Raw genomic sequence first — 14264 nt, forward strand, 5'->3', positions numbered from 1 at the left:
GTCAGCTCTCGTCCACCAGTGCGCGGAACTGCTCGACGACGCCGGCCCGCTCGTCGCGCGTCGCACCGGCCGGGGTGATGGTGAGCGTGGTGACGCCGGCTTCCCGGTACGCGGCGATGCGCTCGCGGACGTGGCTTTCGGGGCCGATCAACGAGATCGAGCGGAGCAGCTCTTCCGGGACCGCCGCTTCCGCTTCCTGCTTCTTGCCCGCGAGGTAGAGGTCCTGGATCTTCTCCGCCTCGGCCTCGAAGCCGTAGCGGCGGACGAGGTCGTTGTAGAAGTTGCGGCCCTTCGCGCCCATGCCGCCGATGTACAGCGCGAGCGTCGGGCGCATCGCGTCCAGCATCGGCTGCGGATCGTCGGTGACGCGGAAGACCGCCTGGGCCTCGATCTGCAGTGGAGGCAGGTCGTCGGCGCGCTTCGCGGCGCCGTCGGCCAGTGACTGGCCCCAGACGTCCTTCGCCTTCTCCGGCAGGAAGAAGAACGGCTGCCAGATGTTCGCGAGCTCCGCGGTCATGGCGACGTTCCGGGGCCCGATCGACGCGATCAGGATCGGGATCCGGCTGCGCACCGGCGTGTTGATCAGCTTGAGCGGCTTGCCCAGGCCGGTGCCCTCGTTCTCGGGCAGCGGGATGCGGTAGTGCTTGCCCTGGTGCACGACGCGTTCGCGCCGCCAGACCTGGCGGCAGATCTCGACGACCTCGCGCGTGCGCCCGAGCGGCGCGGTGTAGGGGACGCCGTGGAACCCTTCGATCACCTGCGGGCCCGACGCGCCGAGGCCGAGGATGAACCGGCCGTCGCTCACGTGGTCCAGGCCCGCGGCGGTCATCGCGATCAGCGACGGCGTGCGCGTGTAGATCGGCAGGATCGCCGAGCCGATGCGGATGGTGCTCGTGAGCGCCGCGAGCGCGCCGAGCTGGCTCACCGCGTCGAACGTGTACACCTCGGCGACGTAGGCGATGTCCGCGCCGGCGCGTTCGTAGGCGACGACGTCGTCGGCCAGGTCGCGGAAGCTGCCTTTCGCGCTGTACTCGTTGTAGATGCCGACAAGCACGACCCCGCCTGCTTTCCTTCTCCGGTGAAGTTGCTGCGTGCCCTCAGGGTTGCGCAATGCAACTCACTCGTCAACCGCCGGTGTGACCTGAGTTCGGTCGGTGCGGCTCCGGCGCCGTCGTCCCGTAGACTACACCTGACTGTGCAAAAGCCTAGCCAGAGCTCGGGCCTGTTTTCGAAGGAGCACGTGCATGAAGCCAGCCCTCAACCGGCGCGTCGCGGTGACCGGGATCGGTGTCGTGTCGCCGGCCGGCATCGGCGTGAAGGAGTTCTGGGACGGGCTGTCGCGTCCGGCCGCCGCGGCGAACGTGCGGCGGCTCAGCGGCTTCGACCCGCGGCGCTGGATGTCGCACAAGGCGGCGCGCACGGCGGACCTCGCGACGCAGATGGCGGTCGCGGCCGCCGACGAGGCGCTGGCGGACGCGGGGCTGCTGACCGGCGAGATCGAGCCGACGGTGGCGGTGCGCGATGCCGAACGCGCCGCCGTCTCGCTCGGCACGGGCATCGGCGGTGTGTCCACACTGGAGTCGCAGGCCGGGGTCCTGGCCGCGCACGGGGAGCGCAAGGTCTCCCCGCACACGGTGCCCATGACGATGCCGAACGCCGGCGCCGCCGCGCTCAGCATCCGCTACGGCTTCCAGGGCAGTGCGTCGGTGATCACGACGGCCTGCGCGGCCGGCACCGACGCGATCGCCGCGGGTGCCAAGCTCATCGCCTCGGGCGGCGCCGACCTCGTGCTCGCGGGTGGCAGCGACTCCAGCCTCACGCCCGTGTGCGTGGCCGGGTTCACCAACATGCGCGCGCTGAGCCGCAGCGGGATCTCGCGTCCGTTCGATGTGGACAGAGACGGCCTCGCCGCGTCGGAGGCGGCCGGCATCCTCGTGCTCGAACCGCTGGAGCTCGCCTTGGAGCGCGGCGCGAGCATCTACCTGACCATCGACGGCACCGCCTCGACCGCCGATGCCTACCACGTCACCGCGCCCGCCCCCGACGGTGCGGGCGCCGAGCGCTGCATGCGCATGGCGATCGAGGACGCCGGCTACACCCCGCAGGACATCACGCACATCAACGCCCACGGCACGTCGACCGCCCTCAACGACGCGGCCGAAGCGCGCGCCATCCGCCGCGTGTTCGGTGCCTCCCGGCCGCTGGTGACCAGCATCAAGGGCGCCACCGGACACTCGTTCGGCTCGGCCGGCGCGGTGGAGGCCGTCGCCGTGGCACTGACGATGGCGCACGAGCTGATCCCGCCGACGCTCGGACTGTCCACACAGGACCCCGCGCTGGACGTCGACGTGGCCCGGTCGCTGACCCCGTGGACGCCGGGCCCGGTGCTGTCCAACAGCTTCGGCTTCGGCGGGCACAACGGCAGCCTGGTGTTCTCGCCGCTCGCCTAACGCCCGGGCCGCCGGAAGGCCAGGACGCGCGCGGACGTGCTCTGCCGGACGTCGCCGTCCTGGTTCTCCGTCTTGTACGACATCAGCACGGTGGCGCGCGAGGGCCGCGACCGCGAGAAGGTGAGCTTGTCGATCTGCCCCTCGACGTGCAGCAGGTCGCCCGCGCGCGCCGCCGACGGCCAGGCCAGGTCGATGGCCGCCCCGACGATCCCCGTGGCGAGCGGCAGCGCGGAGGTGACCAGCAGGCGCATGGTGATCGCCGCCGTGTGCCAGCCGCTCGCGACGAGCCCGTCGAAGAACGTGCCGCGCGCGCCTTCGGCGTCGAGGTGGTAGAGCTGCGGGTCGAACGCCGTCGCGAAGGCGACGACCTGCTCTTCGGTCACGGCGTGGGTCGCGGACCGGAACGGCATCCCTTCGTGCAGGTCGTCGGCCCACAGCCCGCCGTCGTTCACGGGCTTCGGAATGAGGTCGCTGTCCATCGTGGCGGTGTCCCTTCGCGTGCTGCGGCCGACGTTAGGCCGCGCCTGCCGGCCCGCGTATGACGGCGGTCGTGCGAGCGCCGAACGAAAGTCACACCCACTCGGGAGGACCACTGTGGCCAGTGAATACCCGACGCGGCCAACCGCACCTCGGGCTGACCGCGACGTGCGTGGCGGGTCAGCGGAAGACGGCCGCGTGTTCGGTGAGGTAGTCGTGCAGGGTGGTCGGGGTGCGGCCGGTGATGCGCCGGAACGCGTCGGTGTCGGTGTACTTCGTGTTGCCGCGCTCCAGGCCCTCGGCGACGGCGTAGCCGCACGCGGTGATGTGGCGCGACATGTCGGCCTTGAGCAGGCCCGCCTGCGGGGAGGCGGCCAGGTCGAGCAGTTCCTTCTCCCAGGCTTCGCGGCTGACCGGTTCGAAGTGGACCGGCCGGCCGAGCACGTCGCTGAACACCTCGGCGACCTGGTGGAAGTCGAAGAACTCCGGGCCGGGCAGGTAGTGCACCGGCGCGCCGGCGAACAGCTCCGGGTGCAGCAGCGCCGCGACGCAGAACTCGGCGGCGTCGAGCGCGTTCAGCCAGCTCACCGGCTTTTCCGCGAAGCAGTTGCGGATCACGCTCTCGTGGCGCACCGACTGCGTCGAGAACAACGGCAGGTCCTCGTGGAACACCGCGGCCATGCGCAGGATCGTCACGTCCAGCCCGGCCCACTGCAGCACTTCCTCCGACAGCCACTGGCCCCGGCCGAGGTGGCTCGGATGCGTACGCGTCGACGGGCCCATCGACATCACGACGGTGCGCGGGTTTCCGCCCGTTTCGCGCATCGCCTCCGCGTAGTTCGCCGCCGCCTGGACGATCCCCGCGTCGACCGGGTAGGTGAGGTACGCCTGCGCCACGCCGTCCAGCGCCGGCACCAGCGTCCGGTAGTCGTTCAGATCGCCGACCACGACCTCGGCCCCGAGCGCGGCCACCCGCTCGGACCGCTCGTCGTGCCCGCGGACCAAGGCCCGCACCGGAATCCCGCTCTCCAGCAACCGCCGCACCACGTGCGCGCCGGTGCCCCCGTGCCGACCGGTCGCTCCGGTGACCAAGACCGTGTCCGAACTCATCCCTGTTCTCCGTTCCCGTCTCCCTTGCTTTGGGGGACTTTCACCACCGTCCCAGAGTGAGTTGGAAAAGACAACTCATTGTGGTGTCGGGGATATCGCGCCGTTGCGGAAAGGTCTGAGGTTGCCTTATCTCGCCGGCGACGGCGTGATCACGGTGTCCGGCACCGGATCCGCGTAGAGCTGAGAAACCAGCGCAGCTCGCGCCGCGAGCACCCGTCGCTGGTTCACGTAGCCCTTGTCCGTGATCTCGCCTGAGTCCAGGTCCGCCGGGCGGGCCAGCACCAGCAGCCGCCGGACGCGGGAGGCCGAGCCGGCGGCGCGGTTGAGCTGTGCCAAGGCCGGGCCCAGGTGGTCGGCCAGCGCGGGGGAGTGCACGATCTCGCCGGCCGGGGACGGGACGGCGCCGAGCACCCGGGCGGTCTCGGCCGCGTTGAGCCACGCCAGGGCGCACACCTCGTCGCGGTCCTCGCCGGTGATCACGGCGTCCGCGAGGATCGGCGTAGCCGAGAGGAGCGCGGTGCGCACGGCCTCCACCCGGACGAACGTGCCGGTGGAGAGCTTGAAGTCCTCCGCCAGCCGGCCGCGGTACACCAGGCCGGGGTCGGTCCCGCCGGCGAACGCGACGGCGTCGCCGGGGCAGTAGAACCCTTCGGCGTCGAACGCGGTCTCGCTGAGGTCCGGACGGTCCAGGTAACCCGGGGTCACGTGCGGGCCGCGGACGCGGATCTCGAAGGTGCCCGGGTCCGTCGGCACGAGCTTCACCGCCACCCCCGGCAGCGGAACGCCGATGCACCGCGGATCGGTGAACGGGTAGTGCGCGCTGGTGGAAGCGGGGGACGTTTCGGTGGTGCCCCACGAGCCGGTCACGGGCACGTCCCGGCCGGTGACCGCGCGGCCGAGGGCCTCCAGCCGGGTACGCAGAGCGGGCGGCAGGGCCGCGGCGGCGTTGAACACGAGCCGCAGCCGTGCGAAGAACCGTTCTGCGAGCCGGCGGTCGGTTTCCAGGGCCGGCACCAGTTGCGCGTAGCCGGCGGGGACGTTGAACGCGATGGTCGGGGAGACGTCGCGCAGGTTGGCCAGGGTGCGGCCGAACAGGTCGGGCGCGGGACGGCCGTCGTCGAGGAACAGGGTGCCGCCGTTGGCCAGCACCAGGTTCACGTTGTGGTTGCCGCCGAACGTGTGGCTCCACGGCAGCCAGTCGAGCAGCACCGGCCGCTCCTCGGCGAGGAACGGCCACACCTGGCGCATCATCTGCTGATTGGCGCACAGCATGCCGTGTGTGGTCACGACTCCCTTCGGCGCGCCGGTCGAGCCCGAGGTGAACAGGATCTTCGCGACCGTCGAGCCGGTGACCGCCGCGTACGCCGCCTCCACCGCGGCCGACGGAACGGTGCCGCGCAATGACGTGAGCGAGTGCTCGGCCGGACCACCGCGAACGGAAATGACCACCGGGGCACCCAGCGCGGCAAGGGCGGGGCCGAACCGCTGAGCGTCCTCGGCGTAGACGGCACCGGGCCGCACCAGTTCGGAGATCGCCCGGATCCGCGCGTGATCCTTGCTCAGCAACGAATACGCCACGCTGACCGGCGCCACGGGGATGCCTGCGCCGAGCGCCCCGAGGGTCATCAGCAGGTGCCCGGTGGAGTTGCCCGAAAGGATCAGCAGCGGCCGCCGCGCCGACAGGCCGCGATCGAGCAGAGCCTGCCCGATCGCGGCCGTCGCCACGGCGGCCTCGCCGTAGGTGCACTGCGCCCACTCGCCGTCCGGTCCTCGTTCGGCCACGAGCGTTCGTGCGGGGTCGACCGCGGCCCAGTGGCGCAGGTGGCCGGCCACGGACGCGGGGTACGCCTCCAGCTGCCGGGCCGACTCGAGCAGCACGGTGCCGTCCGGCCGGTCGCGCCGCACGATGCGGGCGGGCGCGAACAGCGCGGCGGGGTTCGGCATGACGGCTCCTCCCGGCCCGTCAGACGTGGTGGTGGACGGCGCGCCGGAGCTCGCCGCTGCGCACGAGCGCGGCGACGGCTTCGATCTCGGTGTCGAGTGGCCGGTCGGCGGCCAGGAAATCGGAGTGCCCGCGCACGTACGTGTGCGCCGCGCGCGTCGCCCCGCCGAGCTGATCGACGCCGCTCAGGTCCGCCGCCTGGCACAGCGCGAGCAGGTGGATGGCGGTGACCTGGCTCGTCAGGTGCACGACGGTGTGCGCGTGGCGGGCGGCGATCGTGCCCATGCTGACCTTGTCCTGATTGTGCGCCTCGGTCGAGCGGGAGAACGAGCTCATCGGCGTCGTCAGGTGCAGGGCCTCGGCCGTGAGCGCGGACGCGGCGATCTGCGCGCCCTTGAACCCGTGGTGCAGGCCCGCCTCCGGGTCGTCCGGCGCGGTCGGCACGACCAGGTTCGGGGTCAGCCGGTAGCTGAACTTCTCGTCGACGAGGATGGCCAGCTGCCGGTCGAGCAGGTCGGCGATGCCGGCCGCCGCGGTGGACACCGCCTGGGTCGCCTGGGCGACGTGGCCGCCGTAGAAGTTGCCGCTGTAGTGCACGGTGTCGGTGTCCGCGTCGAAGAGCGGATTGTCGTTGGACGAGTTGATCTCGGTGGTCAGCCAGTCCTCGGCCCAGGTGAGGGTGTCGCGCAGCACGCCGATCACGTGCGGGGCGCAGCGGATCGAGTACGGGTCCTGGATGCGGCGTTCGAGCTCGAGGTACCGGCGTTCGTCGCTGGAGCCCGGACCGACGAGGTCGACGTCGCTGACCACGGCGGGCGAGCCGGCCAGCATCCGGTACACGCTCGCGGCGCTCTCCAGCTGGCCCGGGTGCGGTTTGTGCTCGTGCGGGAACGCGGTGAACTGGTCCCGGCTGCCGCGGCGGACCTCTGTGGACAGTGCGGTGCACAGCTCCGCGGCCCACGCCAGCTCAGCCGCCTCGGCGATCGCCAGCGCGGCGTAGCCCGCCATGAACGAGGTTCCGTTCACGAGGGCGAGCCCTTCCTTGGCCCGCAAGGAAACGGAGGCGAGCCCGGCGGCCCGGAGGGCGTCCGCCGCGTCGAGCGCCCGGCCCTGGCGGCACAGCGTGCCCTCGCCGGTCAGCGCGGCCGCGAGGTAGCTCAGCGGCGCGAGGTCACCACTGGCGCCGACGGACCCGCGTTCGGGGATCACCGGCAGCAGATCGTGCTGCAGCAGGGAAAGGATCAGCTCCACCGGCTCCAGCCGGATGCCCGAGGTCCCGCGGGCGGCGCTGTTCGCGCGGATCAGCATGGTGGCGCGCACGACCTCGTCGGGCGCGGCGGCGCCGGTGCCGACGCGCAGGAACCGCAGCAGGTTCTCCTGCAGCGCCGCGGCTTTGTCCGCGCTGACCTGCCGGCCGCTGCTGTCGCCGAAGCCGGTCGTGACGCCGTAGATCGGGATGCCGGAGGCGACGATGCGGTCCTTCGACTCCTGCGACGCGGTCATCCGCTCGGCCGCCGCGGCCGACAGGGTGACCCGCTGCCGGCCGGGCCGGGTCGCGACGCGCCGCACGGCGGCCAGCGACAGGTTGCGCCCGTCGAGCTCGATCGTCGGGTCGGCGGCGGGCCGCGCCACGCCGGTCGCCCGCTCGTCGGTGGTCGTCATCCGGGGGTACCTCCGATTCCCCACTGGTCGCGAGGGACCCCGGTGAGGGTCACCCACGTCACGTCGCGTTTTTCGGGGCCGAACGCCCGGACCACGGCCTCGGTGAGCTCTTCGATCAAGGCCTTGCGGGTGTCGGCGGTGAGCTGGTCCTCGTAGAGGCTGACCTGGATCAGGGGCACGACGGTTCCTTCTCTCGATGGGCGGTGAAGTCCTGTCCGCTCAGCGCGGCGCCCAGGTTCGCGCAGACCAGTTCGACCTGCGCGTCGGTCAGTGCGGGGTGGCAGGGGAGGTTGAGGTGCTCGCCGAACCACAGCCGTTCCGCGACGGGGCACTCGCCTTCGCGGTGGCCGCGCAGCCGCCACTCGGGCAGCAGGTGCACCGGGTGGTACCGCAGCTGCGCGGGGGTGCCGGTGCGGTCCAGGGCGTCGAGCACCCGGTCGCGCCGGCCCTCGCCCGGGACGAGCGCGGTGTAGAGGTGGTACGGGTGCACCGACCCGGCCGCGGCGGTCAGCGGCACCGCGCCGAAGCGGCGGCAGACGTCGTCGAGCTCCGCCGCGATGGCGCGCCGGCGGGCGACGAACTCGGGCAAGCGGCCGAGCTGCACCAGCCCGACCGCGCAGGCGACCTCGGACAGCGCGGCGTTCGTTCCGCTGCCGCGCAGCGCCGTGCAGTCCTCCTCGTACGCGTAGTCGGAGTACGCCATCCACGGCAGCGCCGCCGGTGCCTCGCGCAGCACGGCCGGGGTGAAGGACCCGTCGACCGCGTTGGAACGGATGCGGTCGATCCGCCGCGCCAGCTCGGCCGACGGCGTGCACACCATGCCGCCTTCGCCGAGGGTGGTGATGTTCTTGGACGCCTGGAAGCTGAAGCACGACAGGTCGGCGAGCGAGCCGGGACGGCGGCCGCGGTACTCGGCGCCGAGCGCGTGCGCGCAGTCCTCCACCACGAGGGCGCCGTGCGCCGCCGCGATCGCGGCGATCCGGTCCATGTCGGCGGGGTTGCCGCCGTAGTGGACGAGGATCACGGCCTTGGTGCGCTCGTTCACCAGCGTTTCCAGCACGTCCGGGTCCATGTTGAGGCTGTCCGGTGCCACGTCGCAGAACCGCACCGTCGCGCCCGTGGCGAGCAGCGGCTGCGCGGTGGCGTGGTAGGTCTGCGGCGTCACCACGACCTCGTCGCCCGCCCGCAGGTCCAGCAGGCGGATCGCGAACTCCAGCGCCACGGTCCCGCTGGTCACCGTCAGGGCGTGCGCGGCGCCGACGTGCCGCGCGAAGGCGAGTTCGAACTCTTCGCGCACCGGCCCCATCGACAGCGGTGCGTCGGAGCGGAGCACTTCGATGACGGCGGCGGCTTCCTCCTCGCCGAGCAGGCTGCCCCGGCTCGGGTGGACGTTCAGCACGCGGTCGGCCGCTGTCTGGCTCACGACCGGGCGGCGTCCCGGGCACCGGCCAGTTCGGGTTCGGGCCCGGCGCCGTCCGGGGCGGGCGGGGCGTCGAGGCCGAGCTGCTTCACGAGCACCTTCTTGTCCACCTTGCCCAGCCCGCTCTTCGGGAACGCCTCGACGGTCACGACCCGGTCCGGGAACTTGTACGACGCCAGCCCGCGGTCGCGCAGGTAGCGCCGCAGCTCGCCGAGCGTGGGCGGGGTGCCGTCCGGGATGAGCACCGCGCAGGTGCGCTCGCCCAGGACCTCGTCGGCCATCGGCACCACGGCGGCCTGCTCGATCCGGTCGTGGCTGGTCAGGTGCCCTTCGAGCTCGGCGGCGGAGACCTTGTCGCCGCCGCGGACGATGACGTCCTTAGCGCGGCCCGCGACCACGACGTGGCCGGATTCGGTGACCCGCACGAGATCGCCGGTCCGGTAGAAGCCGTCCTCGGTGAACGCGTCCGCGTTGTGCTGCTCGGCGCGGTAGTAGCCGCGCAGCGTGTACGGACCGCGGGTGAGCAGTTCGCCCGCCTCGCCGGAGGGGACCTCGTTGCCTTCGAGGTCGACCACGCGCAGCTCGTCGTGCTTCGAGATCGGCAGTCCCTGCGTGGAGAGCACGGTTTCCGGCGAGTCCGTGCGGCGCGTGAGGCACAGCAGGCCCTCGGACATGCCGAACACCTGCTGCAGGCGCGCGGTGAGGACCGGTTCGATCTCCTCGGCGAGCGTGCGGTGCAGCACCGCGCTGCCGACCTGCACCAGCTCCAGCGACGCGAGACTGTCACGGTGCTCCGGCGCGGCGCCGACCCAGGAGTGCGCGATGGTCGGCACGATCGACGTCGTGGTGACGCCGTGGCGGGCGATCAGCGGGAAGCACACCTGCGGGTCGGGCACGGTGCTCAGCACGATCGCCGCGCCGTTCGCGAGCGCGCCCACGACGCCGGGGCAGCCCCAGGTGAAGTTGAAGGCGATCGGCAGCGTGGCGAGGTAGCGGGTTTCCGCGGTGTACTCGCAGATCTCCGCGGCCGTGCGCGCTTGGTAGACGTAGTCGTCGTGAGTGCGCGGGATCAGCTTCGGCAGCGCCGTGGTCCCGCCGGAAAGCAGGAAGAAGGCGACGTCCGAGGCGTCCGGCCCCGGCGTGTCCGGAGCCGAGGGTGCTTCGGGCAGCGGAGAGAAATCGCCCGGGTCGCCGACCACGAACACGTGCCGCAGCGATTCGTGCTTGGCCTGCAAGGCTTTCGCGAGACCGCGGTGGTCGTACCCGAGGAACCGCTCGATCGTGACGTAGGCGGCCGCGCCGGTGAGGCCGCAGATGTGGTCCAGCTCGGCCATGCGGTGGTTGGGCAGCGTGAAGACCGGGAGCACGCCGAGGCGGAAGAACGCGAACGAGACCGCCACGTGCTCGGCGATGTTGGGCAGCTGGAGCACGACGCGGTCGCCCGCGCTGAGGCCGGCGGCGGAGAAGCCGCCGGCGAGGCGGTCGACCCAGCCGTCGAGCTCGGCGTAGGTGAAAGACCGGTCGCCGTCGAGCAGGGCGACGTTGTCCGGGCTCCGCGCGGCTTCGGCGCGGAGCAGGGCGCCCAGCGTCTCACCGGCCCAGATCCCGTCGGAGTGGTAGCGCTCGGCGGTGTCGGGGGGCCAGGGGACGAATCCGTCGATCATGGCTGTAGGTCACCTTCGTCCTGAGTCGGCTGACGTGGAATCTGGTCTACCAACCGGGTTTTGGCACATTCCCTAGATCTGCGTGGTTAGCGTCGCCTTGCGGCACGGGGAAAGCCCGGGCGGAGAGGAGCATCTGCCATGACCGTCGACGAGGCCTCGGCGCGCGAGCTGCCGGTCTTCGAGATCTTCGACCAGGACTTCAAGACCGATCCGTTCCCCTGGTACCGCACGCTGCGCGAGGCGGCGCCGGCGCATCGCGTGCGGATGACGCTGGGTGCGGATGTGTGGCTCGTCACAGGGTACGAGCTGGCGAAGGCGGTGCTCGCCGACGAGCGGTTCTCCAAGGAGACCGTGCACGCCGAGGACCCGTGGCGGGAGCTGGCGCTGGTGCCGGAGGATCCGGACGCGCTGGTGAACCGGATGCTGCTGATGACCGACCCGCCCGACCACGAACGCCTGCGCCGCCTGGTTTCCCGCGCGTTCACCCCACGGTCGATGGTGGAGATGCGCCCGCGCATCGTGGAGGTCGCCGACGAGCTGGTCGCGAACTTCGCCGGCCGCGGCAGCGCCGACCTCATCCGCGAGTTCGCCTTCCCGTTGCCCGCGCGGATCATCTGCGACCTGCTCGGCGTGCCCGACGACCACCGCGCCCGCTTCGAGGAGTACCTGCGGCTGCTGTGCCTGGCCGAGCCCGAGGACATGGAACGGATGCCCGCGGTGTTCGCGGACCTCACGGCCGAGCTGGCCGAACTCGTCGAGCGCAAGCGCGCCGAGCCCGACGGGCACCTGTTGTCCGCGCTCGTCGGGATCCGCGACGGCAGCGATCGCCTCTCCGACCGCGAACTGGTCTCCATGGCCTTCCAGCTCATGTACGGCGCGCAGGACACCACGGTCAACCTGATCGGCAACGGGTTGCTGGCCCTGCTGGAACATCCCGCCGCGATGGCGCAGCTGCGGGCGGACCCGGAGCTGGTTCCCCAGGCGGTGGAGGAGATCCTGCGTTTCGATCCGCCGGTGGAGACCGCCACTCCGCGTTACGCGCTGGAACCGATGGAGATCGGCGGGATGCGCGTGCGCAAGGGCGAGGTCGTGCTCGTGTCGCTCGCGAGCGCGCTGCGTGACCCCGCGCAGTTCGAGAACCCCGAAGTGTTCGACGTCCACCGCGAGGTGCGGGGTCAGCTGGCCTTCGGCCACGGCATCCACTACTGCCTGGGCGCCGTGATGGCCCGCGTGAAGGGCGAGGTCGCGCTGCGGGCCCTGCTGGGTGGTGTCGACGATCTGCGGCTCGACGAGGAGACCCCGCTGGTCCGCAACTTCGGCTTCATCATGCGGGGCCTGCGTTCGCTGCCGGTGCGCTTCACGCCGCGCCAGGGTTGAGCCGACGGTGGCCCGGCCCGTGGAGTTCCGCAGGTCGGGCCACCGTCCTCAAAGGATGGTCACAGACCGAGGCTCACCCCGCCGGACGCTTCGAAGCGTTGCCCGGTGACCCAGCGGCCACCCGGGCTCGCCAGGTACGAGATCACGTCCGCCACCTCACCCGGCGTGCCGACGCGCTTGAGCGCGCTGGACGCGGCCATCGCCTTGCGGCCGGCCGGGTCCTTCATGGCGGGGTTGATGTCGGTGTCGGTGAAGCCCGGGGCGACCGAGTTGACGGTTATGCCACGCGGGCCCAGCTCGACGGCGAGGTCGACGGTGAACGTCTCCAGCGCCGCCTTCGTCATGGTGTACGCGGAGATCATCGGCATGGCCACCCGGGTCGCCGCGGTGGTGACGTTGACGATCCGGCCGCCGTCGCGCAGGCGGGACAGTCCACTTTGGACAATGAAGAACGGCGCCTTCGCGTTGACGGCGAACAGCCGGTCCCAGTCGGCCTCCGTGAGCTCCCGCACGCCGTGGGGCACGGTGATGCCGGCGTTGTTGACCAGGATGTCCACCGGTGCCGGCCCCGCAGTGCCGAGCAGCGCCGCGACAGCCTCGTCGTAGCCGCGCCACAGCTCGTCGAGCGCGCTCAGCCGGCCGAACTCGGCCCGCAGCGGAAAGGCGCGGCCACCGGCGTCCTGGATCTGTTTCACGGTCAGCCGGGCGGCCTCGTCGTCCTGTCCGTAGTGGACAGCGACGACGACGCCGTCCGCGGCGAGCCGCGCGGCGACGGCGCGGCCGATGCCACGGCCGGCTCCGGTGACGAGGGCGAGGCGATCGGTCGGGTCTGGCACGGGAGTCCTCCGGGTTGTCGGTCAGGCGGGCTGGGTGGCGCGGGCTCCGGCGGCGACGACCTGCTCCAGCGCCGCCAGCGTCCGCGCCCGTACGCGCTCCATCTGGGCGGGCGCGAAGCACACGGGGGTGTAGGGCAGGTCGATGGCGAAGACGCCGTCGATCGCGGTGACGCACGCGAACAGCGGACCCATGCCGAACTGGGGGAAGTAGTCCTCGCGCCCGGGGATGATCATGGCGTCGTGCAGGCGCAGCCCCGGCGGGGACGGGGGACCGTCGATGCGGCCCATGTTCGACACGAACAGCGTGGTGTCCATCAGCTCCGGGTGCTCGCCGAGGTGGCCCAGCAACGCGGTCTCGACGGCCCAGCCGCCGTCGGCCGTCGCGTCGCGCAGGTGGCCGATCACCTGCCGGGCCAGGCGGCTGATGCCGGCCAGGTCGAGGTCCCCGGCCACGTCGAGCACGTCGGGGAAGGGTGAGACGTAGGACAGCATCACGTCGGCCGGCACCGGGGGTTCGACGCGCGAGCGCAGGTCGACCGAAGACAGGCACCCGAGCGCGCGGGTTTCGCCGCCGCCGAGCGCGTCGTGCGTGGCGAGCAGCAGGGCCGCGGCCACGACACCGTGCACGGTCGTGTCCAGTGAGCGCGCGCCGGCTGCGAGGTCGGCGGTCTGCTCGGGCGACAGCGTCACGCGGGTGTTGTGCACGGGCTGCTGTCCCGGCGGGGGCGCGTCGGCGCCGGCCGCGTGGTAGGGCACCAGCGGGACCGGCCGGGTCCGCGCGCGCTCCAGGCGCTGTGTCAGCAACGCCTGCACGGTCTCCTCGGGGACTTCCGGCAGCTGTGACGAAACTGTGGCGGGCCACTCCTTCGCCGCGGGCGGCGCGGGCTCTCCGGCGAGGACGGCGGCGTAGTGCTGCCACAGGGTGGTGAACAGGCTCAGCGCGCTCTTGGCGTCGGTTGCCACGTGGTCGACGCTCAGGCCGACGGTCGCGGCCGCACCGTCCACCGACGCGAACAGCCGGGCGACCGGGGCGCCGACGGGCAGCGGCCACGAGGCCACGGTCGTGAGCACGTCGTCGTCGGATTGCAGCTCGACGACGACGGGCCGTTCGGCCAGGGATTCGAGCGCGTAGCCGTCGCCGTGCGGCACGATCCGGCTGGCCACCGTGGGGTGCTGGTCGAGGATCCGGGACCAGGCCGAATTCAGGACGGCCAGGTCGAGCACACCCTCGACGCCGACGGTGAGGACCGCGCGGCTGCGTTCCTCGACGTGCATCACCTCGAGCGGGCAGAGCGGGCGGACGGAGTCGAGCATCGGGGCTCCTCG

The 14264-nt window shown here is 72.0% G+C and carries 12 protein-coding genes; 2 read left to right on the forward strand and 10 right to left on the reverse strand.

Features of this window, described 5'->3' with window-relative positions:
- Position 1: 1 nt before the first annotated feature.
- Positions 2–1054 (reverse strand): LLM class F420-dependent oxidoreductase, encoded by a 1053-nt coding sequence (locus ACFY1H_RS17835; RefSeq protein ID WP_386947531.1) that lies wholly within the window; start codon positions 1052–1054, stop codon positions 2–4.
- Positions 1055–1244: 190 nt separating this feature from the next.
- On the opposite strand from ACFY1H_RS17835, the gene ACFY1H_RS17840 reads away from it, so the two are divergent.
- Entirely contained in the window at positions 1245–2450 is a 1206-nt protein-coding gene (locus ACFY1H_RS17840) for a beta-ketoacyl-[acyl-carrier-protein] synthase family protein (RefSeq protein ID WP_386947533.1), read from the forward strand.
- On the opposite strand, the gene ACFY1H_RS17845 is transcribed toward ACFY1H_RS17840, so the two are convergent.
- From ACFY1H_RS17845 to ACFY1H_RS17875, 7 genes are all read right to left on the reverse strand, one after another.
- On the reverse strand, positions 2447–2929 hold the full coding sequence (locus ACFY1H_RS17845) for a MaoC/PaaZ C-terminal domain-containing protein (RefSeq protein ID WP_386947535.1): 483 nt from the start codon (positions 2927–2929) through the stop codon (positions 2447–2449). The two genes, ACFY1H_RS17840 and ACFY1H_RS17845, sit on opposite strands and share 4 nt — an antisense overlap.
- 178 nt (positions 2930–3107) lie before the next feature.
- A complete protein-coding gene (locus tag ACFY1H_RS17850) occupies positions 3108–4037 on the reverse strand; it encodes an NmrA family NAD(P)-binding protein (RefSeq protein ID WP_386947537.1) in 930 nt (309 codons plus the stop codon).
- A gap of 126 nt (positions 4038–4163) precedes the next feature.
- Entirely contained in the window at positions 4164–5981 is a 1818-nt protein-coding gene (locus tag ACFY1H_RS17855; RefSeq protein ID WP_386947539.1) for a feruloyl-CoA synthase, read from the reverse strand.
- Positions 5982–6000: 19 nt separating this feature from the next.
- Positions 6001–7641 (reverse strand): histidine ammonia-lyase, encoded by a 1641-nt coding sequence (gene hutH, locus ACFY1H_RS17860; protein WP_386947541.1) that lies wholly within the window; start codon positions 7639–7641, stop codon positions 6001–6003.
- Positions 7638–7820: a tautomerase family protein gene (locus ACFY1H_RS17865; protein WP_366582934.1), complete on the reverse strand. Its 183-nt coding sequence runs from the start codon at positions 7818–7820 to the stop codon at positions 7638–7640. Before ACFY1H_RS17865 ends, hutH begins: the two co-directional genes overlap by 4 nt.
- On the reverse strand, positions 7811–9064 hold the full coding sequence (locus tag ACFY1H_RS17870; RefSeq protein WP_386947543.1) for a DegT/DnrJ/EryC1/StrS family aminotransferase: 1254 nt from the start codon (positions 9062–9064) through the stop codon (positions 7811–7813). Before ACFY1H_RS17870 ends, ACFY1H_RS17865 begins: the two co-directional genes overlap by 10 nt.
- Entirely contained in the window at positions 9061–10725 is a 1665-nt protein-coding gene (locus ACFY1H_RS17875; RefSeq protein WP_386947545.1) for a (2,3-dihydroxybenzoyl)adenylate synthase, read from the reverse strand. The genes ACFY1H_RS17870 and ACFY1H_RS17875 overlap by 4 nt, the downstream gene beginning before the upstream one ends.
- A gap of 138 nt (positions 10726–10863) precedes the next feature.
- Here ACFY1H_RS17875 and ACFY1H_RS17880 point away from each other — a divergent pair, with 138 nt between their 5' ends.
- Positions 10864–12102: a cytochrome P450 gene (locus tag ACFY1H_RS17880; protein WP_386947547.1), complete on the forward strand. Its 1239-nt coding sequence runs from the start codon at positions 10864–10866 to the stop codon at positions 12100–12102.
- A gap of 59 nt (positions 12103–12161) precedes the next feature.
- Here the strand turns inward: ACFY1H_RS17880 and ACFY1H_RS17885 are convergent, their stop codons facing one another.
- Positions 12162–12938: an SDR family oxidoreductase gene (locus ACFY1H_RS17885; RefSeq protein ID WP_386947549.1), complete on the reverse strand. Its 777-nt coding sequence runs from the start codon at positions 12936–12938 to the stop codon at positions 12162–12164.
- A 21-nt stretch (positions 12939–12959) separates the two neighbouring features.
- Positions 12960–14252, reverse strand: coding sequence for a hypothetical protein (locus tag ACFY1H_RS17890; protein WP_386947551.1), 1293 nt, complete (start codon positions 14250–14252; stop codon positions 12960–12962).
- Positions 14253–14264: the final 12 nt, after the last annotated feature.

The sequence above is a fragment of the Amycolatopsis sp. NPDC001319 genome (assembly GCF_042896185.1).
Classification (GTDB): Bacteria; Actinomycetota; Actinomycetes; order Mycobacteriales; family Pseudonocardiaceae; genus Amycolatopsis.